Source organism: Crenobacter luteus (genome assembly GCF_004345725.1).
GTDB classification, from domain to species: Bacteria; Pseudomonadota; Gammaproteobacteria; order Burkholderiales; family Chromobacteriaceae; genus Crenobacter; species Crenobacter luteus.
The window spans coordinates 83,260-105,685 of sequence record NZ_SLXG01000001.1 but is presented as its reverse complement, the minus strand read 5'-3'; the positions used below and the strand labels follow the sequence as shown (position 1 = coordinate 105,685).

25 protein-coding genes are annotated in these 22,426 nt (G+C 69.7%); 19 read left to right on the top strand and 6 right to left on the bottom strand.

The features are described 5' to 3' along the window. Positions 1-37 precede the first annotated feature (37 nt). From hpf to EV683_RS00480, 10 genes are all read left to right on the top strand, one after another. Positions 38-379, top strand: a complete 342-nt coding sequence (hpf, locus tag EV683_RS00525) for a ribosome hibernation-promoting factor, HPF/YfiA family (protein WP_066612480.1) — start codon at positions 38-40, stop codon at positions 377-379. Between the two features lie 224 nt (positions 380-603). After that, a complete protein-coding gene (gene ptsN, locus EV683_RS00520) occupies positions 604-1,065 on the top strand; it encodes a PTS IIA-like nitrogen regulatory protein PtsN (RefSeq protein ID WP_066612479.1) in 462 nt (153 codons plus the stop codon). Then, positions 1,058-2,014, top strand: a complete 957-nt coding sequence (gene hprK / locus EV683_RS00515; RefSeq protein ID WP_066612478.1) for an HPr(Ser) kinase/phosphatase — start codon at positions 1,058-1,060, stop codon at positions 2,012-2,014. Before ptsN ends, hprK begins: the two co-directional genes overlap by 8 nt. Next, entirely contained in the window at positions 1,995-2,837 is an 843-nt protein-coding gene (gene rapZ / locus EV683_RS00510; RefSeq protein ID WP_131861289.1) for an RNase adapter RapZ, read from the top strand. The genes hprK and rapZ overlap by 20 nt, the downstream gene beginning before the upstream one ends. Then, positions 2,834-3,202: a NusG domain II-containing protein gene (locus EV683_RS00505; protein WP_066612471.1), complete on the top strand. Its 369-nt coding sequence runs from the start codon at positions 2,834-2,836 to the stop codon at positions 3,200-3,202. The genes rapZ and EV683_RS00505 overlap by 4 nt, the downstream gene beginning before the upstream one ends. After that, a complete protein-coding gene (locus tag EV683_RS00500; protein ID WP_131861287.1) occupies positions 3,183-3,716 on the top strand; it encodes a Gx transporter family protein in 534 nt (177 codons plus the stop codon). The genes EV683_RS00505 and EV683_RS00500 overlap by 20 nt, the downstream gene beginning before the upstream one ends. Then, a complete protein-coding gene (locus tag EV683_RS00495; protein ID WP_131861285.1) occupies positions 3,703-4,323 on the top strand; it encodes a flavin prenyltransferase UbiX in 621 nt (206 codons plus the stop codon). The genes EV683_RS00500 and EV683_RS00495 overlap by 14 nt, the downstream gene beginning before the upstream one ends. Continuing rightward, the gene (locus EV683_RS00490) at positions 4,320-5,765 is read left to right on the top strand and encodes an NAD(P)H-hydrate dehydratase (protein WP_131861283.1); all 1,446 of its coding nucleotides are present in this window, start codon (positions 4,320-4,322) and stop codon (positions 5,763-5,765) included. The genes EV683_RS00495 and EV683_RS00490 overlap by 4 nt, the downstream gene beginning before the upstream one ends. A gap of 102 nt (positions 5,766-5,867) precedes the next feature. Then, positions 5,868-6,227, top strand: coding sequence for a glycine zipper domain-containing protein (locus EV683_RS00485; protein WP_131861281.1), 360 nt, complete (start codon positions 5,868-5,870; stop codon positions 6,225-6,227). Between the two features lie 148 nt (positions 6,228-6,375). Beyond that, complete coding sequence (locus tag EV683_RS00480; protein ID WP_131861279.1) at positions 6,376-7,272, top strand: DMT family transporter; 897 nt, start codon at positions 6,376-6,378, stop codon at positions 7,270-7,272. Positions 7,273-7,384: 112 nt separating this feature from the next. Here the strand turns inward: EV683_RS00480 and adk are convergent, their stop codons facing one another. From adk to EV683_RS00450, 6 genes are read right to left on the bottom strand one after another with little or no spacing between them, the layout of a single operon-like run. Next, positions 7,385-8,041 carry an adenylate kinase gene (gene adk, locus EV683_RS00475; RefSeq protein ID WP_066612457.1) on the bottom strand — a complete coding sequence of 219 codons (657 nt, stop codon included), beginning with the start codon at positions 8,039-8,041 and terminating at the stop codon, positions 7,385-7,387. 41 nt (positions 8,042-8,082) lie between these two features. Beyond that, entirely contained in the window at positions 8,083-8,841 is a 759-nt protein-coding gene (gene kdsB / locus EV683_RS00470; protein ID WP_131861277.1) for a 3-deoxy-manno-octulosonate cytidylyltransferase, read from the bottom strand. Further along, the gene (locus EV683_RS00465) at positions 8,838-9,020 is read right to left on the bottom strand and encodes a Trm112 family protein (protein WP_066612453.1); all 183 of its coding nucleotides are present in this window, start codon (positions 9,018-9,020) and stop codon (positions 8,838-8,840) included. Before EV683_RS00465 ends, kdsB begins: the two co-directional genes overlap by 4 nt. Next, a complete protein-coding gene (gene lpxK, locus EV683_RS00460; protein ID WP_066612451.1) occupies positions 8,959-10,026 on the bottom strand; it encodes a tetraacyldisaccharide 4'-kinase in 1,068 nt (355 codons plus the stop codon). Before lpxK ends, EV683_RS00465 begins: the two co-directional genes overlap by 62 nt. Continuing rightward, positions 10,023-10,439, bottom strand: a complete 417-nt coding sequence (locus tag EV683_RS00455) for an ExbD/TolR family protein (RefSeq protein WP_066612448.1) — start codon at positions 10,437-10,439, stop codon at positions 10,023-10,025. The genes lpxK and EV683_RS00455 overlap by 4 nt, the downstream gene beginning before the upstream one ends. 13 nt (positions 10,440-10,452) lie before the next feature. Beyond that, positions 10,453-11,070 carry a MotA/TolQ/ExbB proton channel family protein gene (locus tag EV683_RS00450; RefSeq protein WP_066612446.1) on the bottom strand — a complete coding sequence of 206 codons (618 nt, stop codon included), beginning with the start codon at positions 11,068-11,070 and terminating at the stop codon, positions 10,453-10,455. Between the two features lie 373 nt (positions 11,071-11,443). On the opposite strand from EV683_RS00450, the gene xseA reads away from it, so the two are divergent. The 9 genes from xseA (at position 11,444) to EV683_RS00405 (ending at position 22,378) form a co-directional block, all read left to right on the top strand. Next, positions 11,444-12,799 (top strand): exodeoxyribonuclease VII large subunit, encoded by a 1,356-nt coding sequence (gene xseA, locus EV683_RS00445; protein WP_131861275.1) that lies wholly within the window; start codon positions 11,444-11,446, stop codon positions 12,797-12,799. 289 nt (positions 12,800-13,088) lie between these two features. Next, on the top strand, positions 13,089-14,609 hold the full coding sequence (gene gpmI, locus EV683_RS00440; RefSeq protein WP_131861273.1) for a 2,3-bisphosphoglycerate-independent phosphoglycerate mutase: 1,521 nt from the start codon (positions 13,089-13,091) through the stop codon (positions 14,607-14,609). After that, positions 14,606-15,910, top strand: a complete 1,305-nt coding sequence (locus tag EV683_RS00435) for a murein hydrolase activator EnvC family protein (RefSeq protein ID WP_131861271.1) — start codon at positions 14,606-14,608, stop codon at positions 15,908-15,910. Before gpmI ends, EV683_RS00435 begins: the two co-directional genes overlap by 4 nt. 36 nt (positions 15,911-15,946) lie before the next feature. Further along, positions 15,947-17,371: a S41 family peptidase gene (locus tag EV683_RS00430; RefSeq protein WP_066612440.1), complete on the top strand. Its 1,425-nt coding sequence runs from the start codon at positions 15,947-15,949 to the stop codon at positions 17,369-17,371. A gap of 64 nt (positions 17,372-17,435) precedes the next feature. After that, complete coding sequence (locus tag EV683_RS00425) at positions 17,436-17,828, top strand: hypothetical protein (RefSeq protein ID WP_131861269.1); 393 nt, start codon at positions 17,436-17,438, stop codon at positions 17,826-17,828. A gap of 70 nt (positions 17,829-17,898) precedes the next feature. After that, the gene (gene argA, locus EV683_RS00420) at positions 17,899-19,206 is read left to right on the top strand and encodes an amino-acid N-acetyltransferase (RefSeq protein WP_066612432.1); all 1,308 of its coding nucleotides are present in this window, start codon (positions 17,899-17,901) and stop codon (positions 19,204-19,206) included. A gap of 158 nt (positions 19,207-19,364) precedes the next feature. Beyond that, positions 19,365-19,637 (top strand): oxidative damage protection protein, encoded by a 273-nt coding sequence (locus EV683_RS00415; protein WP_131861267.1) that lies wholly within the window; start codon positions 19,365-19,367, stop codon positions 19,635-19,637. 115 nt (positions 19,638-19,752) lie between these two features. Then, positions 19,753-21,813 (top strand): polyphosphate kinase 1, encoded by a 2,061-nt coding sequence (ppk1, locus tag EV683_RS00410; RefSeq protein WP_066612427.1) that lies wholly within the window; start codon positions 19,753-19,755, stop codon positions 21,811-21,813. Positions 21,814-21,898: 85 nt separating this feature from the next. Next, positions 21,899-22,378: a DUF456 domain-containing protein gene (locus EV683_RS00405; protein WP_131861265.1), complete on the top strand. Its 480-nt coding sequence runs from the start codon at positions 21,899-21,901 to the stop codon at positions 22,376-22,378. Positions 22,379-22,426 lie beyond the last annotated feature (48 nt).

Genomic DNA, 22,426 nt, shown 5'->3' with positions numbered 1-22,426 from the left:
TCCACGCCCAGGCGTTGTCACCTGAAGGAGTTAGGGTATGAACCTCAAAATCACCGGTCTTCATCTCGAAGTTACTCCGCCGCTGCGCGAATACATCGAAAGCAAGCTCGAACGCGTGACTCGCCACGTCGACAACGTGATCGACGTCGCCGTAACCCTCTCCGTCGACAAACTGGTGCAGAAGGCGGAGGTGAACGTTCACCTCTCCGGCAAGGATATCCACGTGGAGGCGACCGACGGCGACATGTACGCCGCCGTCGACGCGCTGATCGACAAACTCGACCGCCAGGTCCTCAAGCACAAGGAAAAGCTGAACGAACGCCGCGCGCCGGTGCCGGCCTCGACCGAGGAAGCCCCCGTCGAGCAGGCGAACGCCTGATCGCGGCGACGGTCGAAACGGGAACCTTCGGGTTCCCGTTTTTCATGGCGCGCCCGCCTTGGCGGTTGCCCCCCGTTCCGCAGGAAGGCCCCAGCACGCGGCATGCCGCGGCCCCCCGTTGCGGCTTTTTTGTCCTCGCCGCGGCCGTCACGCGCCGCCGGTCATTTGCCTGACCGGCGCTTGGGCGTAGAATGGCCGGGTTTTTTCTGTAGCCAACGCATAGTATGAGCCTGATCGGCAAAATCCTCGCGCCCGACCATGTCCTGATCGACCTGGACGTCGGCAGCAAGAAACGCGTGTTCGAACAAGTGGGGCTGCTCGTCGAGAATACCCACGGCATCGCCAGAAGCGAAGTGTTCGACTGCCTGTTCGCCCGGGAAAAGCTCGGTTCGACCGGACTCGGCCAGGGTGTGGCGATTCCGCACGGCCGCGCCAAGGGCCTGAAGGAGGCGGTCGGCGTCTTCATCCGCCTCAAGAGCCCGATTCCCTTCGACGCCCCCGACGGCAAGCCTGTGCAGAGCCTGTTCGTGCTTCTCGTCCCCGCGGAGGCGACCGACTTGCACCTGCAGGTGCTGTCCGAACTGGCGCAACTGTTCTCCAGCCGCAGCCTGCGCGAAGCGCTGCTCGCCGCGCCGGACCGCGACGCCCTGTTCAGCCTGCTCACCCAATGGTCCGGCCATGCCTAGCGTATCCGTTCGCCAGCTCTACCAGGACAACCACCAGAAGCTGTTCCTGAACTGGGTCGCCGGCACCGGCGGTTCGGACACGATGATCCGCAACGACGATCAGCGTCCGACCCTCGCCCTCGTCGGTCACCTCAACTTCATCCACCCGAACGCCGTCCAGGTGCTCGGCGTGGCCGAGGTCGAGTACCTGGAGAAGCTGGAGAACGCCGCCGCGCGCACCGCGCTCGACCAGTTGTTCCACAAGCCGATGGCGGTCGTCATCGTCGCGAACAACCAGACGGTGCCCAAGCTGCTGCGCGACTACTGCCATACGCACAACGTCCCCTTGATGAGCTCGCGGCTCGAGAGCCCGTACCTGATGGACGTGCTGCGCATCTATCTGGCGCGCGCGCTGGCGGTGTCGACGGTGCTGCACGGCGTGTTCCTCGACGTGCTCGAGATCGGCGTGCTGATCATGGGCGACTCGGCGATGGGCAAGAGCGAGCTGGCGCTGGAGCTGATCTCGCGCGGCCACGGCCTGGTCGCCGACGACGCGGTCGAGCTGTACCGCATCGGCCCGGAGACGCTCGAAGGCCGTTGCCCGCCGCTGCTGCGCGACTTCCTCGAGGTGCGCGGCCTCGGCATCCTGAACATCCGCACCATCTTCGGCGAAACCGCCGTGCGGCCGAAAAAGGTGCTGAAACTGATCATCCACCTGGTCAAGGCCAACGACCAGGCGATGCAGGCGCTCGACCGCCTGAACATCCAGTCCGAAACGCAGGAGATCCTCGGCGTCAAGGTGCGCAAGGTGATCCTGCCCGTGGCGGCCGGCCGCAACCTCGCGGTGCTGGTCGAGGCGGCGGTGCGCAACTACATCCTGCAATTGCGCGGCATCGACAGCACGCGCGAGTTCATCGAACGGCACACCAACTTCCTCAGGGATCAGGAACATGCAGCTGATCCTGATTAGCGGCCTGTCCGGCTCGGGCAAGTCGGTCGCGCTCAAGGCGCTCGAAGACGCCGGCTACGCCTCGGTCGACAACCTGCCGGCCACGCTGCTGGCGAGCCTGATCGCGCTCTACCGCGAGCAGGGCCACGAAAGGGTCGCGATCAGCGTCGACACCCGCGGCGGGCCGACGCTCGCCGCCCTGCCTGGCGCGATGGCGGCGCTGGCCGCCGAAGGCGTCGACGTGCGCCTGCTGTACCTCGAAGCCAAGTCCGACACGCTGGTCAGGCGCTTCTCGGAAACGCGCCGCCGCCACCCGCTGTCCGGCCCCGGCCTCACCGTCGAGGAGTGCATCCGACAGGAAGAGGCCATGTTGGCCGAGGTCAAGGCGCTCGGCTACCCGATCGACACCAGCGAGCTGTCGGCCAACCGTCTCAGGACCTGGATCAAGGCGCTGGTCGGCGCCGAAGCCGGCCGGCTGACGCTGGTGTTCGAATCGTTCGGCTTCAAGCACGGCGTGCCGCTCGACGCCGACCTGGTGTTCGACGTGCGCTGCCTGCCCAACCCCTTCTACGACCCGCGCCTGCGGCCGCTGACCGGGCTCGACCAGCCCATCGTCGACTTCCTGCTGCAGGAGTCGTCGGTCGCCGAGATGGTCAACGACATCCGCCGCTTTCTCGACAAGTGGCTGCCGGCCTACCGCCAGGAAAACCGCAGCTACCTGACCGTCGCCGTCGGCTGTACCGGCGGTCAGCACCGCTCGGTATTCGTCGTCGAGACGCTGGCGCGCGCCTTCGCCGACGAGCAGGTGCTGGTGCGCCACCGCGAGCTGCCCGAGGCGCGATGAGGGCGCTGCTGCGCCCGGGCGACTGGCTGACGCTGGCGCTCCTGGCGGCGGCCACCGCCCTCCTCGCCGTCTCGCTGTGGGGCGACGGCCACGCGCGCACCGTGCGGATCAAGCAGCACGGCCGGCTGTTCGCCGAGGCCAGCCTGCTGCACGACCGCGTCGTCGCGGTGCCCGGCCCGCTCGGCGTCACCGAGGTCGAGATCGCCGCCGGCCGCGCGCGTATCCGCCGCGACCCGAGCCCGCGCCAGTACTGCGTCAGGCAGGGCTGGCTCGATCGCGCCGGCCAGGTCGCGATCTGCCTGCCCAACGCGACCAGCATCGAATTGTCCGGTGGCGAACGCGCGTATGACAGCCTGCAGTTCTGACACCCGGCGCCTGGCGCCCGACGATAGCGACCACCGCGTCGCGCGGCTGGCCGCCGTCGCGCTGGTGCTGGCCCTGGTCGACGCCGGCCTGCCCTCTCCCTTGCCCGGCGTCAAGCCGGGGCTGGCCAACATCGTCACGCTGATCGCGCTGTACCGCTACGGCCTCGGCGCGGCGGTCTGGGTCAGCGGCTTGCGCATCGTCGGCGCCGGCCTCTTGTTCGGCAGCCTGATGACGCCCGGCTTCCTGCTCAGCCTCGCCGGCGGGCTCGCCAGCCTGGCCGGCCTCGCCGCCGCGCACCGGCTGCCGGCGCGCGGCTTCGGCCCGGTGACGGCCAGCCTGGTCGCCGCCTTCTGCCATATCGGCGGCCAGCTGGCGCTGGCGCGCTTGATCCTGATCCCGTCGGACGGCATCCTCTACTTCGTCCCCGCCTTCGCGCTCGCCGCGCTCGTCACCGGCACCGTCAACGGCGTGCTGGCGGCCAAACTGCTGGAACCCGACCATGAGACCGATTGAAACCGTCACCGTCGCGCTGACCGGCGCCTCCGGGCTGCCCTACGGCTTTAGATTGATCGAGACGCTGCTCGCCGCCGGCCGGCGCGTGTGGCTGCTGTACTCGCAAGCGGCGCAGGTGGTCGCCAGGCAGGAAATGGACCTGACGCTGCCGTCGCGACCGGCCGAGCTCGCCCACTGGTTGGCCGAGCGCTACCGCCCGGCCGACGGGCAGCTGGCCGTGTTCGGCCGCGAGGAATGGTTCGCACCGCCGGCTTCCGGCTCCAACCCGGCCGACGCGATGGTGGTCTGCCCTTGCTCGATGGGCACGCTGGCGGCGATCGCGCACGGCATGTCCGACAACCTGATCGAGCGCGCCGCCGACGTCAGCCTCAAGGAAGGCCGCAAGCTGATCCTGGTGCCGCGCGAGACGCCGCTGTCGGCGATCCACCTCGAGAACATGCTCAAGCTCGCCAGGCTCGGCGCGGTCATCCTGCCGCCGGCGCCCGGCTTCTACACCCACCCGCAAACGGTCGACGACATGGTCGACTTCGTCGTCGCGCGCATCCTCGACCAACTGGCCGTCCCGCACGCGCTCGCGCCGCGCTGGGGCGAGGAGACGCCGCGATGAACGCCTTCCACACCCTCGCCACGCTGCGCGCGATCGAAGCGCGCGCCGACGGCGCCGGCGTCGACCTGATGGCGCGCGCCGCGCGCGCCAGCGCCGACTGGCTGATCGCGAAAGGCGCGCGCCGCGTGCTGGTCGCCGCCGGCCCCGGCAACAACGGCGGCGACGCGCTGTGGGCGGCCTGCCTGCTCGACGACGCCGGCGTCGACGTCGCCGTCTGGCTGCCGATGCAGCCGGCCGGCCCCACCGGCCGCGCCGCGCTGGCGGCGCTGGCCGAGCGCGGCGTCGGCGTCGCGCGCGGGACGGACATGCCGCGCGGCGCGTGCGACTGGATCGTCGACGGCCTGTTCGGCATCGGCCTCGCGCGCCCGCTGGCCGCACCGTGGGACGGCGTGGTCGCCGCGCTGAACGCGCACGGCGCGCCGATCCTCGCGCTCGACACCCCGTCGGGCCTCGACGCGATGACGGGCCGCGCAACCGGCCCCGTCGTGCGCGCGGCGGCGACGCTGACCTTTCTCGCGCCCAAGGTCGGCCTCGTCAGCGGCGCCGGCGTCGATCTGGCCGGCGACGTGACGCTGGCCGCGCTCGACGTGCCGTCCGACTGGTGGCCGGCGCCGGCCGGCGGCCTGGTCGCGCCGCGGCCCGGCGTGCTCGCGCGACCGCGCGACAGCCACAAGGGCCGCTTCGGCGCCGTCTGCGTGGTCGGCGGCGCCCCCGGCATGCTCGGCGCCGCGCTGCTCGCCGGCCGCGCCGCGCTGGCCGCCGGCGCCGGCAAGGTACACGTCTGCCCGATCGACGCGCGGCTCCCGGTCGATCCGTTCGCGCCCGAGCTGATGATCCACGAGCTCGACGACGAGGCACGGCTGCCGGCGTGCGACGTGCTCGCGCTCGGCCCGGGCCTCGGCCTGGGCGGCGCCGCGCGCGCGCTGATCGACGCGCTGATCGGCGTCGACAAGCCGCTGCTGCTCGACGCCGACGCGCTCAACCTCGTCGCCGCCGACGCCGGCCTCGGCCAACGTCTGGCCGCGCGCGTGCTGCCGACGGTGCTGACGCCGCACCCGCGCGAGGCGGCGCGGCTCTTGGCCTGCGACACCGCCGCCGTACAGGCCGACCGCGTCGCCGCCACGCAAACCTTGGCCGAGCGCTACCGCGCCGTCGTCGTCCTGAAGGGCGCCGGCAGCGTGATCGTCGCGCCGGGCGCGCCCTTCCTCGTCAACGGCACGGGCGGGCCGGCGCTGGCGGTCGCCGGCCAGGGCGACGTGCTCTCGGGCGCGATCGCCGCGCTGCTCGCGCAGGGGCTGAGCGCGCGCGACGCGGCCGCGCTGGCCGTGCACGCGCACGGCACGGCCGGCGACGACTACGCGCGCGACGCCGGCGGACCGCTCGGCCTGACGTCGGCCGCGCTGCTGCCACGGCTGTCGCGCATGCTCAACCGCTACGCGTGAGGGCGCGCGCAACAAATCCTCATACTTCTTTACAGAAACTCGCCGGCGGGGCGGATAAGCTTCAGGCATCGAAACGGAACACGATGCAAAGAGGTCGAAGCCATGATCCGCAAACACCTTCCGCTGGCGGCGCTGCTACTGCTGCCGCTGTCCTTCGGCGCCCATGCCGGCAGCGAGGTGCTGCTCGGCGGTGCGCTCGGCGGCGCCGCCGGCGCGGCGATCGGCGACTCGCTCGGCGGCCGCGACGGCGCGGTGCTCGGCGGCGCGCTCGGCGCGGCGGTCGGCGCCGGCATCGGCCACGACTACCGCCGCGAGCGGGTGATCGAGCGGCGCGTGGTCTACGAGGACCGCCGCCCCTACTACCGCTCGCGCTACGACTATGACCCACCCAGGCATTACGGCCACTGGAAACACCGCCAGCACTGGAAGCACCGCCACTGGCGCGACCGCGACGACGACTAGTCCCCCAGCGCCGGCCCGCCCGCCCCGTTTCCCCTCTCGGCGGCGGCAGGCGCGGCCGGCGCACCTCCCTCCTGCAACTGTATCCAATCGCCAATCCACCGCGCGTTCCGGCTAGAATGGGCCGAACCCCATCCACCGGAGCCCTGCCTTGAGCCGCCAAGGAAAAGCCTACGCCTACGGCCTCGCCGCCGTGCTCGCCTGGTCGACCGTCGCCACCGCCTTCAAGATCAGCCTTGAGCACCTGACGCCGGCGCAGCTGGTGCTGTACGCGTCGACCGCGTCCTTCCTCGTGCTGCTCGGCGTGCTCGCCGCGCAGCGCCGTCTGCCCGAACTGGCCTGCGCGCTGCGCCGCCACTGGAAGCGCTCGCTGCTGTTGGGCGCGGTCAACCCCTTCGTCTACTATTTGGTACTGTTCCGCGCCTACGACCTGTTGCCGGCGCAGGAGGCGCAGGCGATCAACTACACCTGGGCGCTGACGATGACGCTGCTGGCGATCCCGCTGTTGAAGCAGACGCCACGCCGCGCCGACGTGGTCGCCGCGCTGGTCTGCTACCTCGGCGTGCTGGTGATCGCGACGCGCGGCGAGGTGCTCGCGCTGCATTTCTCGAACTTCGAGGGTCTCGTCTACGCGCTGGCGTCGACGCTGCTGTGGGCCGGCTACTGGATCTTCAACGCCAAGGACGAGCGCGAGCCGGTGATCGGCCTGGCGCTCAACTTCGGCTTCGCGCTGCCTATGGCCTTGGTCTGGTGCCTGCTCGGCGACGGGCTCGGCCAAGCTTCGCTATCGGGCTTACTCGGCGCGGCCTACGTCGGCGCCTTCGAGATGGGGCTGACCTTCGTCGCCTGGCTGATGGCGATGAAGCTGACCGAGAGCACCGCGCGCATCGCCAACCTGATCTTCCTGTCGCCGCTGTTGTCGCTGGCGCTGATCCACCTCATCGTCGGCGAGACGATCTACCCGTCGACCTTCGTCGGCCTCGCGCTGATCCTCGGCGGGCTGGCGCTGCAGAAATGGCTGACGCGCGCACCGGCCGCCGCCGCCTGAACGTTGGCCGAGCCGGCTCGGCCAACCTTGGGCCCGAAAACCTGGTGCGCCGCCAAAGAAAAACGCCCCGCCGAATCGGCGGGGCGTTTTCGCATGAGGCGGGATCGGGCGATCAGGCGCCCAGCGCGGCGAACAGCTCGTCGCGCACGGCCTCGACGGCCTGGGTGCCGTCGACCTTCACGTACTTCGGCGCGGCAGCGTCGCCCGAGGCGGCCATCTGCGAGTAGAAGCCGACCAGCACCTCGGTCTGCTCGTGGTAGACGGCCAGGCGCTTCTTGACGGTTTCTTCCTTGTCGTCGTCGCGCTGCACCAGCTCTTCGCCGGTCTCGTCGTCGCGGCCCTCGACCTTGGGCGGGTTGTACTTGACGTGGTAGGTGCGGCCCGACGGCAGGTGCACGCGACGGCCCGACATGCGGTCGATGATGTTGGCGTCCGGCACGTCGATCTCGACCACGTAGTCGATGTTCACGCCGGCTTCCTTCATCGCCTCGGCCTGCGGGATGGTGCGCGGGAAGCCGTCGAACAGGAAACCGTTGGCGCAGTCCGCCTCGGCGATGCGCTCCTTCACGAGACCGATGATGATGTCGTCGCGCACCAGGCCGCCGGCGTCCATGATCGCCTTGGCCTCCAGGCCCAGCGGCGTGCCGGCCTTCACCGCGGCGCGCAGCATGTCGCCGGTGGAGATCTGCGGAATGCCGAATTTTTCCTTGATGTAGTTGGCCTGGGTGCCCTTGCCCGCGCCCGGCGCGCCCAACAGAATCAGTCTCATGTGCGAATCTCCGTCTGTGCTTTTGCTATTTGGGTGGTTATTCAGTTCGCGGCGAACAGCGCGCGCACGCGCTCGAGATCCTCGGGCGTGTCGACGCCGGCGGGCGGCGCGGCGTCGAGCGTCGCGACCGCGATCTTGTGGCCGTGCCAGAGCACGCGCAGCTGTTCGAGCGCCTCGAAGCGCTCCGTCGGCGCCACCGCCAGCGCGGTGTAGGCCGGCAGGAAGCCGGCGCGGTAGGCGTACACGCCGATGTGGCGCCAGGCCGGCAGCCCCTCGGGCAGCGCCTCGCGGCTCGCGGCGAAGGCGTCGCGCGCGTACGGGATCGGCGCGCGGCTGAAGTAGCGCGCGAAGCCGTCGTCGTCGAGCACGACCTTGACCACGTTCGGGTTGAAGAATTCGGCGGCGCTGTGGATCGGATGCACCAGCGTCGCCATCGGCGCGTCGCACGCGGCCATCAGCGCGGCGAGGCGGTCGATCAGCGCCGGTTCGAGCAGCGGTTCGTCGCCCTGCACGTTGACGACGATGGCGTCGGCCGGCAGGCCGAGCCGGGCGACCGCCTCGGCGAGCCGGTCGGTGCCGCTCGGGTGGTCTTCGCGCGTCATCACCGCGTCGACGCCGTGGACGGCGCAGGCGGCGGCGATGTCGGGATGGTCGGTGGCGACGACGACGCGAGCGGCCGCGCTCTTTTGCGCCTGCTCGGCGACGCGCACCACCATCGGCTTGCCGCCGATGTCGGCCAGCGGCTTGTTCGGCAGGCGGCTGGAGGCCATGCGCGCCGGCACGATCACCGTGAAGCTCATTTCACCTCTTCCTCGGGCGGCAACTCGCGCGCCTCGGTCTCGAGCATCATCGGAATGCCGTCGCGGATCGGGTAGGCGAGGCGGTCGCCCTTGCAGATCAGCTCCTGGCGGGCCTTGTCATACACCAGCGGGCCCTTGCACACCGGGCACACCAGAATGTCGAGAAATTTTGCGTCCATAGGGCAGCTTCAGTTTGGCGAGCAGCCAGTCGGCGAGGTCGGGCTCGACCACGCCGGTCACCGGCAGGACCCACAGTTTAACATGATTGACGCACTGCAACTTCACCGCGTCCTTGGCGGTGACGACGATGGCGTCGGCGTCCTCCGGCAGGTCGGCGGCGCTGAAGGCGTGGTGGTCGGGAAAGGCGATCTCGCGCGAAACGGCGAGGCCGAGCGCGCGCAAGGTGGCAAAGAAGCGTTGCGGGTGGCCGATGCCGGCCAGCGCGACGACGCGCAGGCCGGCGAAGTCGGCCGCCGTGCGCGTGAGTGCCGGCTCGGCGAGCGAGACGAAGCGCTGCGGCGCGAGCCGCATCGAAAAGCGTGCCGGCGCCGCCGGCAGCTTGTTCAGCAAGGCGGCGTCGGGCGGGCCGTTGATCACCAGCGCGTCGACCGACGCGAGCCGGCTCGCCGGTTCGCGCAAGGGGCCGTTCGGCAGCAACCGGCCGTTGCCGAGCCCGCGCGCGCCGTCGAGCACGACGATCTCGACGTCGCGCGCCAGCCGGTAGTGCTGCAGGCCGTCGTCGGACAGGATCAGCTGAACTTGGGGGTGCGCGGCCAGCAGCGCGCGGCCGGCGGCGACGCGGTCGCGGCCGACCCACACCGGCGCGCCGGCCTGCGCCAGCAGCAAGGGCTCGTCGCCGACCAGCGCCGGATCGCTGTCGCGCGCGACGGGCGTCGGAACGTTGGCCGAGCCGCCGTAGCCGCGGCTGATCACGCCGGCCGTCACGCCGCGCTCGGCGAGGCTCGCCAACAGCGCCAGCGTCAGCGGCGTCTTGCCGACGCCGCCGACGTTGACGTTGCCGATCACCACCACCGGCACCGGCAGCGCGTCGACGCGTCCGAGCCCGCGCCGGAACGCCAGCCGGCGCAGGCCGGACAGCGCGGCGAACAGCGCTTCCAGCGGCGCCAGCAGCACGCCCAACCACGGGCGCGGCCGGTACCAGTGCCGCTCGATCAGCGCTTTCACGACGGCTTCTGCGTCGCGAAGGTCAGCTGCGTCAGGCCGGCCTGGCGCGCCGCCTCCATCACGTCGACCACCGCCTGGTGGGTCGCCCGCGCGTCGGCGTTGACGACCACCACCGGCTCGCGCTTGCCGGCGGCGGCGGCCTTGAGCGCGGCGACCAGCGCGTCGCGCTCGCCCGCCGCCAGCGTGCGGCCGGCGAGCTCGACCTTGCCGTCGACGGCGACGGCGAGCGGGATCGCGTTGTCGCGCGCGTCCTGCGCCCTGACGTCGGCCGACGGCAGCTTGACCTCGATTTGGGAAAAGTGCGAATAGGTGGTGGTGACCATCAGAAAGATCAGGATCACCAGCAAGACGTCGATCAGCGGGATGAAGTTGATCTCGGGTTCTTCGCGATGGCGGCCGCGGCGGAAGTTCATGGCGTCCCCACCCTCAGCGACCGCCGTTGTGGCGCTCGCCGTGCAGCACCTCGACCAGCTTGACCGCCTGCGCCTCCATCTCGACCAGCAGCGCGTCGACCTGGGCGCGGAAGTGGCGGTAGAACATCATGCTCGGGATCGCGACGATCAGGCCGAAGGCGGTGTTGTAGAGCGCGACCGAGATGCCGTGCGCGAGCTGCTGCGGGTTGGTGCCGGTCGCGTTCTGCGAACCGAAGATCTCGATCATGCCGATCACGGTGCCCAGAAGGCCCAACAGCGGCGACATCGCGGCGATGGTGCCCAGCGTGGTCAGCAAGCGCTCGAGCTGGTGCGCGACGACGCGGCCCTCGTCCTCGATCGCCTCCTTCATCACCTCGCGGCTGCCGTCGACGTTGCGCACGCCGGCGGCGAACAGGCGGCCGAGCGGCGAATGGCGCTCGAGCCTGTCCAGCAGCGCCGTGCGCGAGCCGCCGGCGCGGAAGTCGCTCAGCGTCTGCGCCAGCAGCCCTTCGGGCGCGACCTGCGAGCGCCGCAGGCTGAACAGGCGCTCGAAGATGATGGCCAGCGACACGACCGACGCGACGATGATGGTCCAGATCGGCCAGCCGGCCGCTTCAACGATAGACCACAAGGGCTTTCTCCCGCGAATGTGCAAACGGGTTAGACTTTAGCGGTTTCGCGACGCCATCCGCAACCGCGCGCCGTGAAACAGCCGATCGATCTCCGCTCGAACTGCGCGCGGCAAGTATCGATTTTTTAAGACTTTTTGAACGCCACCCACAGAATCTGTGGATAACGCTGTGGAAAAGATGCGGAAAACCGCGGCGAAGCCCGACGCCACCGGCGCCGCTCGCTGCAGCGCAGAAAATAGGCAGGCCGCGCAAAGCCTTGATTTATAAAGACAGCAGCCGAAACGCCGCGCGCGGCACGCCGCGCGCTGCCGACGGTTTCACGCCGCCTCCACCCCCCGTCCCGCTGTGGATGACTTGACAAACGCCCACCCCATGCTCCCGACCCCGACCCAATCCGACGTCATCAGCGTTTCCACCCTCAACCGCATGGCGCGCGACCTGCTCGAAGCCGGCCTGCCCGCCGTGTGGATAGGCGGCGAGATCTCCAACCTGACCGTCGCCGCCTCGGGCCACGCCTACTTCTCGCTCAAGGACAGCAGCGCGCAGGTGCGCTGCGTGATGTTCCGCCAGCGCCTCGCCGCCGCCGGGCTCAGGTTGGCCGAGGGCATGCAGGTCGAGCTCCGGGGCACGGTCACGCTGTACGAGGCGCGCGGCGACTATCAGATCAACGTCGCCACGCTGCGCTCGGCCGGCCTGGGCCGGCTGTTCGAGGCCTTCGAGCGGCTCAAGGCGCGGCTGGCCGCCGAGGGCCTGTTCGACGAGGCCAAGAAACGCGCCATTCCGGCGCATCCGCGCGCGATCGGCGTCGTCACCTCGCCGGCCGCCGCCGCGCTGCGCGACGTGCTCAGCACGCTCAAGCGCCGCGCGCCGGCGATCCCGGTCGTCCTCTACCCGACGCCGGTGCAGGGCGACGGCGCCGCGCAGAAAATCGCCGACGCGATCCGTATTGCCGGTGCGCGCGCCGAGGTCGACGTGCTGATCGTCTGCCGCGGCGGCGGCAGCATCGAGGATTTGTGGGCGTTCAACGAGGAGGTCGTCGCGCGCGCGCTCGCCGCGTGCCCGATCCCGGTGGTCAGCGGCGTCGGCCACGAGACCGACTTCACCATCTGCGACTTCGTCGCCGACCTGAGGGCGCCGACGCCGACCGGCGCCGCCGAACGCGCGTCGCCGAGCCGCGAACAGATGACGAGCCAGGTCGAGCTGGCGCGCCGCCGGCTCGAGCGCGCGCTCGCGCGGCTGATGACCGACAAGGCGCAGCAGCTCGACTACCTGGCGCGCCGCCTCACCCACCCCGGCGAAAAGCTGGCGCGCCAGCGCGAACGGCTCGCCGCGACGCGTCAGCGCCTGACGCTGTTGGCCGAGGCGAGGCTGTCCGGCGCACGCCGCGGCTTGAGCGCCGCCGAGACACGGCTGGCGCGCTGCCGGCCGCGCCCGGCCGAGACCGCGCGCGAACTCGACCGTCTGGGTCACGCGCTGCGCCGCGCGCTGGTCGAGCGGCTCGCCCGCCAGCGCCTCGCGCTCGCGCAGCACGAGGCGACGCTCGTCGCGCTGAATCCCGAGGCGGTGCTGTCGCGGGGCTACGCGATCGTCGAGAAGGCCGACGGCAGCGCCGTCAAATCGCCCGGCCAGCTCGCGCAGGGCGAACGCGTGACGCTGAGGTTGGCCGAGGGCAGCACGCACGCACGCGTCGACCACTCGAGCGGCGCGCAGGGCGAGCTGCCGTTCTGACGCGCGCCGCCCGCGCAAACGGGCAGGCCCACCCCGACCGGCCGTTCCCCGGCCAGCCGTGCCGATGCACGAGCGGGACCGTTGCGGCATCCGCGATGCGCGCCGGCGCGACAGCAATCCGGGCAGCGGCCGCGTTGATGCGGCAGTGCAACATGGTTATCCCCAAGTCTTGCGCCGGAACGACGCCGGATGTCGGATTAGGGAAGCTCCGGCCGGCGCGGCGCGGCACTTTGCGGTTACAATATTGCGATCGTGCCCGAGACGGCCTCACCCATCTGCCTGCGACACCATGACTGACATCAAGCCGGTTCTTCTCTTGATTCTGGACGGCTTCGGCCACCGCGAGGAAGGCGACGACAACGCCGTCCTGCACGCGAACACCCCCAACCTCGACCGACTCAAGCGCGACTACGCCTACGGCGTGATCGACGCGTCGGAACAGCATGTGGGCCTGCCCGGCGGGCAGTTCGGCAACTCGGAGGTCGGCCACCTGAACATCGGCGCCGGTCGCGTCGTCGACCAGGACGTGACCCGCATCGACCGCGACGTCGAGGGCGGCACCTTCGGCTCCAACCCGACCATCGTCGAGGCGGTGGACAAGGCGCGCGGCCACGCGCTGCACCTCCTTGGCCTGTTGTCCGACGGCGGCGTGCACAGCCACGAGAACCACATCCACGAAATGATCCGCGTCGCGCAGGCCGCCGGCGTCGACAAGATCTACGTCCACGCCTTCCTCGACGGCCGCGACACGCCGCCCAAGAGCGCCGCGCTCTACCTCGAACGCCTAGCCGCGGTGCTCGCCGACTGCCCGAACGCGCGCCTGGCGACCGTCAGCGGCCGTTACTGGGGCCTCGATCGCGACAAGCGCTGGGAGCGCGTCGAGCAGGCCTACCGGCTGATTGTCGACGGCGAGGGCCTGTACAACGCCGACAGCGGCCACGCGGCACTCGAAGCCGCCTACGCGCGCGGCGAGCTCGACGAGTTCGTCAAGGCGACCCGCATCGGCGACGCCGCCCCGATCGCCGACGGCGACGTGGTGCTGTTCATGAACTTCCGCGCCGACCGCGCGCGCGAGCTGACCAGCGCGCTGACCGACCCGGGCTTCCGCTCCTTCGCCGCGCGCCAGCCCAAACTCGGCTACTTCGCGACGCTGACCTCGTACGGCGAGGCCTACCGCAACCCGGTCGCCTACCCGCCGCAGAGCCTGAAGAACAGCTTCGGCGAATACCTCGCCTCGCTGGGCCTCAACCAGTTGCGCATCGCCGAGACCGAGAAGTACCCGCACGTCACCTACTTCTTCAACGGCGGCGAAGAGCTGCCCTACCCGGGCGAGGACCGCATCCTGGTGCCGTCACCGAACGTCGCCACCTACGACCTCAAGCCCGAGATGAGCGCGCGCGAGGTCACCGACGAGATCGTCCGCGCGATCGAGAGCCGCCGCTACCACGCGATCATCTGCAACTACGCCAACGGCGACATGGTCGGCCACTCCGGCGTGTTCGACGCGGCGGTCAAGGCGGTCGAGACGCTCGATGAGTGCGTCGGCCGCTGCGTCGACGCGATGCTCGCCGCCGGCGGCGAGGTGCTGATCACCGCCGACCACGGCAACTGCGAAATGATGCACGACGCGATGCACGACCAGCCGCACACCCAGCACACGCTGAACCACGTGCCCTTCCTCTACGTCGGGCGCCGGGCCGAAATCGAGCCGGGCGGCGCGCTGAAGGACATTTCGCCGTCGCTTTTGGCTATCATGGGGCTAGCCCAACCTCCGGAAATGACGGGACACTCGCTCATTCGACTGCTGTGAAACGACTCGCCCTGATCGCCCTGATGGCCGGCACCGCGCACGCGGCGCCGGCTTCTTCGTCTCTGAATCCCGCGCCGCACCAGAACGACCTGCAGTCGGTGCGCAAGGAAATCGACTCGGTCAAAAAAGACATCGCCGAGAAGGAAGCGGTGAAAAAGCAGGCGCAAAGCGCGATCGCCGCTTCCGAAGCGGCGCTCGCCGCCACCCGGCAGGCGCTCGCCGCGCTCGGCCGCCAGCAGGGCCAGTCGGCCGAACGGCTGGCCGAACTGTCGGCCGCGCTCGAGGCGAACCAGACGCAGGTCAAGGGCGTGCAGGCGCGCGTCGCGCGCATGTTGGCCGAAAGCTACAAGCGCGGCCAGCACGACGCGATGCGCTTGATGCTCAACGCCAGCGACCCCAACCAGGCCGGCCGCGACCTCACCTACTACCGCCACATCGCCGCCGCGCAGCAGCGGCTGATTGCCGACCTGTCGGCACGGCAGGCCGAGCTGGCGCGCATGGCCGACGAGCTCAAGCGGCAGCTCGGCCAACTGGGCCTGATGGCCGACGCCAAGGCGCGCGAAAAACGGCAGCTCGAACTGAGCAAGGCCAGCCGCGAGGAAACCGTCAGCGCGCTTTCCGGTCAGATCGAGAACCAGCACAGCCGGCTCGCGCGCCTGAAGGAGGACGAGCGCCAGCTGAGCGCGCTGATCGCGCGCATCAACCGCGAGATCGAGGCGCGCCGCATCGCCGCCGCCAAGAAGGCCGCCGAGGAAAAGAAAGCCCGCGAACTGGCGCGCCGCCAGGCCGACGAGAAGCGCCGCCAGGAAGTCGCCGCCGCCCAGAAGGCCGGCAAGGCGCCGCCGCCGGACACGCGCCGGCCGGCCGCCGCGGAGCCGGTCGACACCGTCGCCGACGCCAGCGCCAGCGGCCGCGCGTTCCGGAGCCTGCAAGGCCGCATGAAGCTGCCGGTGGCCGGTACGCTGGCCGGCCGCTTCGGCGGCGCGCGCGGCGAGGGCACGACCTGGAAAGGCGTCTACATCCAGAGCGCGCCCGGCCAGCCGGTACGCGCCGTCGCCGACGGCCGCGTCGTCTACGCCGACGCGCTGCGCGGCTACGGCAACGCGATAATCCTCGACCACGGCGGCAACTACCTGACCATCTACACCGGGCTGTCCGCCATCGTGCGCGGCGTCGGGCAGGAAATCCGCGCCGGCGACGCGCTCGGCACCACCGGCACGCTGGACAGCGGCGAGACGGGGCTGTACTTTGAGATTCGTCATATGGGCCGCCCGGTCAACCCAATGTCATGGGCCCGCTGAGCCCGATTCAACCGTCTTGATAGAGAGCCGCGACACATGAAAGAGCCGCTGAAAAAAATCGCACTGGTCACCGCAGGGGCCCTGGCGGGCGGCGCGCTGACCATCAGCCTGCAGGCGCTGGCGCAGAAGGATGCCGTCGCACCGCTGCCCTTGAACGAGCTGCGCACCTTCGCCGAGGTGTTCGGCCGCATCAAGCAGGAATACGTCGAGCCGGTCGAGGACAAAAAACTGATCAACCAGGCGATCAAGGGCATGATCTCGGGGCTGGACCCGCACTCGGACTACCTGGACGCCGACGCCTTCAAGGAATTGCGCGAGGGCACGCAGGGCGAATTCGGCGGCCTGGGCATCGAGATCGGCGCCGAGGACGGCGCGGTCAAGGTGATCGCGCCGATCGAAGACACGCCGGCGCAGAAGGCCGGCATCAAGAGCGGCGACCTGATCGTCAAGATCGACGAGACGCCGGTGCGCGGCCTGTCGCTGACCGACGCGGTCAAGAAGATGCGCGGCAAGCCCGGCACCAAGGTCACGCTGACCGTCGCGCGCAAGCTGGAAACCAAGCCGCTGGTCTTCACGCTGACCCGCGCGGTGATCAAGACCAAGAGCGTCAAGTTCAAGATGCTCGAGCCGGACTTCGGCTACATCCGCATCGCGCAGTTCCAGGAGCACACCACCGAGAACCTGGTCGAGGCGATCCAGACGCTGTATCGCGACAACCAGAAGCCGCTACGGGGCCTGATTCTCGACCTGCGCGACGACCCGGGCGGCCTGTTGACCGGCGCGGTCGGCGTTTCGTCGGTGTTTCTGCCCAAGGGCGCGCTGGTCGTCTACACCGAGGGCCGCGCCGACGACGCGAAGATGCGGCTGACCGCGATCCCGCAAAGCTACACCCGCAGCCCGGGCAAGGACCCGCTGGCTGCGCTGCCGGCCGACGTCAAGTCGCTGCCGCTGGTCGTGCTCGTCAACGCCGGTTCGGCGTCGGCGTCCGAGATCGTCGCAGGCGCCTTGCAGGACCACAAGCGCGCGGTACTGGTCGGCACGCAGACCTTCGGCAAGGGCTCGGTGCAGTCCATCCTGCCGCTGGGCGGCAACGCCGGCGGCATCAAGCTGACCACCGCGCACTACTACACGCCGAGCGGCCGCTCGATCCAGGCCAAGGGCATCACCCCCGACGTGATCGTCGAGGACGGCAAGCTGACCGCCGCCGAGAGCGCGCTCAGGGTGCGCGAGGCCGACCTGGAGAACCACCTGAACAACCCGAACGGCGACGACAAGGCGCCGGCGCGCCCGGTGCGCCGCATCGAGCCGCCCAAGGACGACAAGAACGCGCCCAAGGGCGACGGCAAGGACGACAAGTCCGAGGTCAATCCGCGCGACCCGAATCCGAAGACCGACTTCCAGCTCGGCCAGGCCTTGAACATCCTCAAGGCGCAGCAAATACTGGGCAAGAAGGCGAACTGAGCGCCCACGACACGGGGCCGGTCGACGCCGGCCCCGTTCTTTTTCCCGCGAGAAGGCCGCCGCCATGCCGCACGACGAACTGACGAAGACCCGCTCGATCGCGCTCGCCGCCGGGATCGACGCCGCCGCCGCCGCCGCGCTGCTGAACTCGCTGCCGGGCGTCGCCGCCTCGCCCGAGGCCGACGGCCAGCGGCTGCGGCTGCGCTACCGGCTGCCCGAGCACACGCTCGGCGAACTGCTCGGCCAACTCGAAGCCGCCGGCTTCCGTCCCGACGACAGCCTGTTGCAGCAGGCACGGCTGACGCTGGCCGCCTACCGCGAAGACGTGCAACTGCACAACCTCGAGACGCCGCCGGTCGAGACCAAGCCGCGCGACGCCTACAGCGTCGTCTACCAGCACCATCCGCACGGCGACGCCGACGACACGACGCCCGAGGAGTCGCGCCACTACCGCTAGCCGGCCCGGGCTGCACGCGGCCCCCTTTCCTGCTACCCTTGCCCGGATTTCCTTACCCCTGCCCGCTGCCATGCTGTCCCGTGAATTCGTGCTGTCTTTCCGCGAAGCGGCCCCTTATATCAACGCCTTCCGCGACAAGACCTTCGTGCTGGCCGTCAACGGCGAGACCGTCGCCGCCGGCCGCGTGCCCGGCCTCGCGCAGGACATCAACCTGTTGGCCAGCCTCGGCGCACGCATCGTGCTGGTACACGGCGCGCGGCCGCAGATCGAGAAGCTCGCCGCCCAGCACGGCCTGCGCCAGACCTTCCACCGCGAACGGCGCGTGACCGACCCGGCGACGATGGACGTGGTGCGCCAGGCGGTCGGCGCAACCCGCTACGAGATCGAGGCGGCGCTGTCGATGAGCATGCCCAACTCGCCGATGCACGGCGCCCACCTGAGGATAGGCGGCGGCAACTTCCTGACCGCCCAGCCCTTGGGCGTGCTCGACGGCGTCGACATGCTGTATACCGGCCACGTGCGCAAGATCGACAACTACGGCATCCGCCACCGGCTCGAGGCCGGCGAGCTGGTGCTGATCTCGTCGATCGGCTACTCGCCGACCGGCGAGGCGTTCAACCTGACGATGGAAGAGGTCGCGACGCAGGCGGCGATCGCGCTGCGCGCCGAAAAGCTGATCTTCTTCATCGCCGACGACAGCGTGATCACCCGGAACGGCGAAGTGGTCAGCACGCTCGACGCCGGCGAAGTCGACGCCGCGCTCGAGGCCGGCGGCCTGTCCGAAGAAGCGAGCGCCTACCTGCCGTGCGCGGTGCGCGCCACGCGCGAGGGCGTGTCGCGCGTGCACCTGGTCAGCCGCGACGAAGACGGCGCCTTGCTCACCGAGCTGTTCACCGACTACGGCAGCGGCACCATGGTCGCGCGCGACCCGCTGGTGCGCATCCGCACCGCGACCATCGAGGACGTCGGCGACCTGATCGGCCTGATCGCCCCGCTGGAGGCACAGGGCATCCTCGTCAAGCGCAGCCGCGAAGTGCTCGAAATGGAAATCGGTCAGTACGCCTTGCTCGAGCACGACGGCCGCATCTGCGGCTGCGTCGCGATGCACGCCTTTCCCGAATCCGGCATGGCCGAGCTCGCCTGCCTCGCGGTCAGCGCCGAGCGGCGCGACGCCGGCTTCGGCGAAATGCTGCTGCGCTACGTCGAGAACCAGGCGCGCCGCCGTGGCATCGCGCGCCTGTTCGTGCTGACGACGCAGACCGCGCACTGGTTCGTCGAGCGCGGCTTCGTCGCCGCGCCGCTGTCCGAGCTGCCGATGGAGCGCCAGGAGTGCTACAACTTCCAGCGCCGCTCGAAGGTGTTCATCAAGACGCTGTGAACGGGCTCGGCCAAGCCCCCTTGCCGCTTGCACCACGGCGCATCGCCCCCATCTGCTCGATGACGTCGCCTCCTGGTCGCGCCATGCGGTCTGGATGACGTGTCATCTGTATGACACAATATTCCGCTATCCTGTTTCACCTCAACGAAGGAAGTGCAATGGCTCGTACCGTTCACTGCGTCAAGCTCGGCCGCGAAGCCGAGGGTCTCGATTTCCCGCCGCTGCCGGGCGAACTCGGCAAGCGCGTGTTTGAAAGCGTTTCGAAAGAAGCCTGGCAAGGCTGGCTCAAGTATCAGACCATGCTGATCAACGAGAACCGCCTGAACCTCGCCGACAGCCGCGCACGCCAGTACCTCGCGCAGCAGCTGGACGCCTACTTCTTCGGCCAGGGCGCCGACGTGCCGGAAGGCTACACGCCGCCGTCCGCCTGATCGACCGACAGAGCCCTCCTTCGCGAGGGCTCTGTCGTCTTCGCGCCGCGAGAGTCCTGAGCCGAGCGCCGCTACGCGACGCTCCGCTCAGTGCCTTCGCCCAGAGCAGATTGCCATGACCCAAGTAGCCCAGACCGAACTCTTGCTCAACCGCGAACTCGGGCTGATCGAGTTCAACCGCCGCGTGCTCGCGCAGGCGGAAGACGCCAGCCTGCCCTTTCTCGAGCGGCTCAAGTTCCTGTGCATCGTATCGTCCAACCTCGACGAGTTCTTCGAGGTGCGCGTCGCCTGGCTCAAGGACAACGTCGCCGAAAACCCGAACCGCCTCTTGCCCGACGGGCTGACGCCGCGTCAGGCGCTCACCCGCGTCTCGAACGCCGCGCACGCGCTGGTGCGCGAGCAGTACCAGGTGCTCAACGAGGTGCTGCTGCCGGCGCTGCGCGAGCAGGATATCGTGTTCCTCAGGCGCGCCGAGTGGAACGACGCGCAGCGCGACTGGATCCGCGCCTACTTCTTCCGCGAATTGATGCCGATCCTGACGCCGATCGGGCTCGACCCCTCGCACCCCTTCCCCAAGCTCCTGAACAAGAGCCTGAACTTCGCCGTCGAGCTCGAAGGCCGCGACGCCTTCGGCCGCGCGTCGGGCATCGCGATCGTGCAGGCGCCGCGCATCCTGCCGCGCGTGATCCGGCTGCCGGCCGAACTAACCGACGGCCGCGACACGCTGGTCTTCCTGTCGTCGATCCTGCACGCCCACGTGCACGAGCTCTTCCTCGGCATGGCGGTCAAGGGCTGCTATCAGTTCCGCGTCACCCGCAACAGCGAGCTGACGGTCGAGGACGAGGACGTGAAGAACCTGCGCACCGCGCTGCAGGGCGAACTGCGCCACCGCCAGTTCGGCGAGGCGGTACGGCTGGAGATCGCCGACACCTGCCCCGAGCACATGGAAGAATTCCTCGCCGGCCAGTTCGGGCTCGAGAAGCTCGACGTCTACCGCGTCAACGGACCGGTCAACCTGGTCAGGCTGATGCAGGTGCCCGAGCTGATCGACCGCCCCGACCTCAAGTTCGCGCCGTTCGAGCCAAGCCTGCCGGCCGCCGTCGCGAAGAAAAGCAATCTGTTCGACGCGATCGCCCGTGGCGACATCCTGTTGCACCACCCGTACCAGAGCTTCCAGCCGGTGATCGACCTGTTGAACCTCGCGGCGACCGACCCGCAGGTGGTGGCGATCAAGATGACCGTCTACCGCACCGGCACCGACTCGGTGCTGATGGACTCGCTGCTCGCCGCCGCGCGCGCCGGCAAGCAGGTCACCGTGGTGGTCGAATTGATGGCGCGCTTCGACGAGGAGGCCAATATCGGCTGGGCCAGCCGGCTCGAGGACGCCGGCGCGCACGTCGTCTACGGCGTGTTCGGCTACAAGGTGCACGCCAAGATGCTGATGGTGGTGCGCCGCGAGGAAGGCGGCCTGAAGCGCTACGTGCATCTGGGCACCGGCAACTACCACCCGCGCACCGCGCGGCTCTACACCGACTTCGGCCTGTTGACCTGCAACGACGAGCTGGCCAGCGACGTCAACGACATCTTCGTGCAACTGACCGGCCTCGGGCGCGCCGGCAAGCTCAAGCTGATCTACCAGTCGCCGTTCACGCTGCATTCGATGCTGCTGTCCGCGATCGAGCGCGAGGCCGAGCACGCCGCCGCCGGCCGCCCGGCGCAGATCATCGCCAAGATGAACGCGCTCCTGGAGCCGCAGATCATCCACGCGCTCTACAAGGCCAGCCAGGCCGGCGTGAAGATCCAGCTGATCGTGCGCGGCGTGTGCGCGCTGCGGCCCGGCGTGCCGGGGCTGTCGGACAACATCAGTGTGCGCTCCATCGTCGGCCGCTTCCTCGAGCACACGCGCGTGTTCTACTTCTTCAACGACAAGCACGAAGACGTGCTGATCGCCAGCGCCGACTGGATGGGCCGCAACCTGTTCCGCCGCATCGAAACCTGCGTGCCCATCGTCGACGCGAAGATCAAGCGCCGCCTGATCAAGGAAGGCCTCAAGCTCTACCTCGAGGACAACGTCAACGCCTGGGAAATGCAGCCGGACGGCAGCTACCGGCGTCGCGCCAGCCGCGCCCGCCCGCGCTGCGCGCAGGACGTGCTGTTGGCCGAATACGCGCGCTAGGCGCCGGCCGGAACTCGGCCACCCCATTTCCCCCTAAAGACGGGCGCGCCGCGCGCCCGTCTTTTTTCTGCCCGGAGCCTTCGCCTTGGACATCGCCCTCTACGCACTTTCCGCCGTTCTCGTATTGCTCGGTCTCGCCGGCACGGTGTTTCCTGCGCTGCCCGGCCTGCCGCTGATGCTAGCCGGCTTCGCGCTCGCCGGCTGGGTCGGCAATTTCCAGCTCATCGGCGCCACCGCGCTGGTCGTGCTCGGCGTCCTGACCGCGGTCGGCCTCGCGGTCGACTTCGTCGCCGGCCTGCTCGGCGCCAAGATGAGCGGAGCGAGCCGCAAGGCGCTGTGGGGCGCGCTGATCGGCAGCGTGGTCGGCGTCTTCTTCGGTCTGGCCGGCCTGATCCTCGGCCCGCTGGTCGGCGCCGGCGTCGGCGAGTTCCTCGCGCGGCGCGACCTCTATCAGGCCGGCAGGGTCGGCATCGGCACCTTCGCCGGCTTCATCGTCGGCACCGTCGCCAAGATCGGCTGCGCGTTCGCGATGCTGGCGGTGTTCGCCGGCGCGCTGCTGCTCTGAGCCAGCTCGACAACGCTGGCCGCGCGGTCGACCGCCCGGCCCTTTAAC

Excerpts from the sequence above, each read along its gene's own strand:
- hpf (WP_066612480.1), top strand. The coding sequence starts at position 38 with ATGAACCTCAAAATCACCGGTCTTCATCTCGAAGTTACTCCGCCGCTG.
- ptsN (WP_066612479.1), top strand. The coding sequence starts at position 604 with ATGAGCCTGATCGGCAAAATCCTCGCGCCCGACCATGTCCTGATCGAC.
- hprK (WP_066612478.1), top strand. The coding sequence starts at position 1,058 with ATGCCTAGCGTATCCGTTCGCCAGCTCTACCAGGACAACCACCAGAAG.
- rapZ (WP_131861289.1), top strand. The coding sequence starts at position 1,995 with ATGCAGCTGATCCTGATTAGCGGCCTGTCCGGCTCGGGCAAGTCGGTC.
- EV683_RS00505 (WP_066612471.1), top strand. The coding sequence starts at position 2,834 with ATGAGGGCGCTGCTGCGCCCGGGCGACTGGCTGACGCTGGCGCTCCTG.
- EV683_RS00500 (WP_131861287.1), top strand. The coding sequence starts at position 3,183 with ATGACAGCCTGCAGTTCTGACACCCGGCGCCTGGCGCCCGACGATAGC.
- EV683_RS00495 (WP_131861285.1), top strand. The coding sequence starts at position 3,703 with ATGAGACCGATTGAAACCGTCACCGTCGCGCTGACCGGCGCCTCCGGG.
- EV683_RS00490 (WP_131861283.1), top strand. The coding sequence starts at position 4,320 with ATGAACGCCTTCCACACCCTCGCCACGCTGCGCGCGATCGAAGCGCGC.
- EV683_RS00485 (WP_131861281.1), top strand. The coding sequence starts at position 5,868 with ATGATCCGCAAACACCTTCCGCTGGCGGCGCTGCTACTGCTGCCGCTG.
- adk (WP_066612457.1), bottom strand. The coding sequence starts at position 8,041 with ATGAGACTGATTCTGTTGGGCGCGCCGGGCGCGGGCAAGGGCACCCAG.
- kdsB (WP_131861277.1), bottom strand. The coding sequence starts at position 8,841 with ATGAGCTTCACGGTGATCGTGCCGGCGCGCATGGCCTCCAGCCGCCTG.
- EV683_RS00465 (WP_066612453.1), bottom strand. The coding sequence starts at position 9,020 with ATGGACGCAAAATTTCTCGACATTCTGGTGTGCCCGGTGTGCAAGGGC.
- EV683_RS00455 (WP_066612448.1), bottom strand. The coding sequence starts at position 10,439 with ATGAACTTCCGCCGCGGCCGCCATCGCGAAGAACCCGAGATCAACTTC.
- xseA (WP_131861275.1), top strand. The coding sequence starts at position 11,444 with ATGCTCCCGACCCCGACCCAATCCGACGTCATCAGCGTTTCCACCCTC.
- gpmI (WP_131861273.1), top strand. The coding sequence starts at position 13,089 with ATGACTGACATCAAGCCGGTTCTTCTCTTGATTCTGGACGGCTTCGGC.
- EV683_RS00430 (WP_066612440.1), top strand. The coding sequence starts at position 15,947 with ATGAAAGAGCCGCTGAAAAAAATCGCACTGGTCACCGCAGGGGCCCTG.
- EV683_RS00425 (WP_131861269.1), top strand. The coding sequence starts at position 17,436 with ATGCCGCACGACGAACTGACGAAGACCCGCTCGATCGCGCTCGCCGCC.
- argA (WP_066612432.1), top strand. The coding sequence starts at position 17,899 with ATGCTGTCCCGTGAATTCGTGCTGTCTTTCCGCGAAGCGGCCCCTTAT.
- EV683_RS00415 (WP_131861267.1), top strand. The coding sequence starts at position 19,365 with ATGGCTCGTACCGTTCACTGCGTCAAGCTCGGCCGCGAAGCCGAGGGT.
- ppk1 (WP_066612427.1), top strand. The coding sequence starts at position 19,753 with ATGACCCAAGTAGCCCAGACCGAACTCTTGCTCAACCGCGAACTCGGG.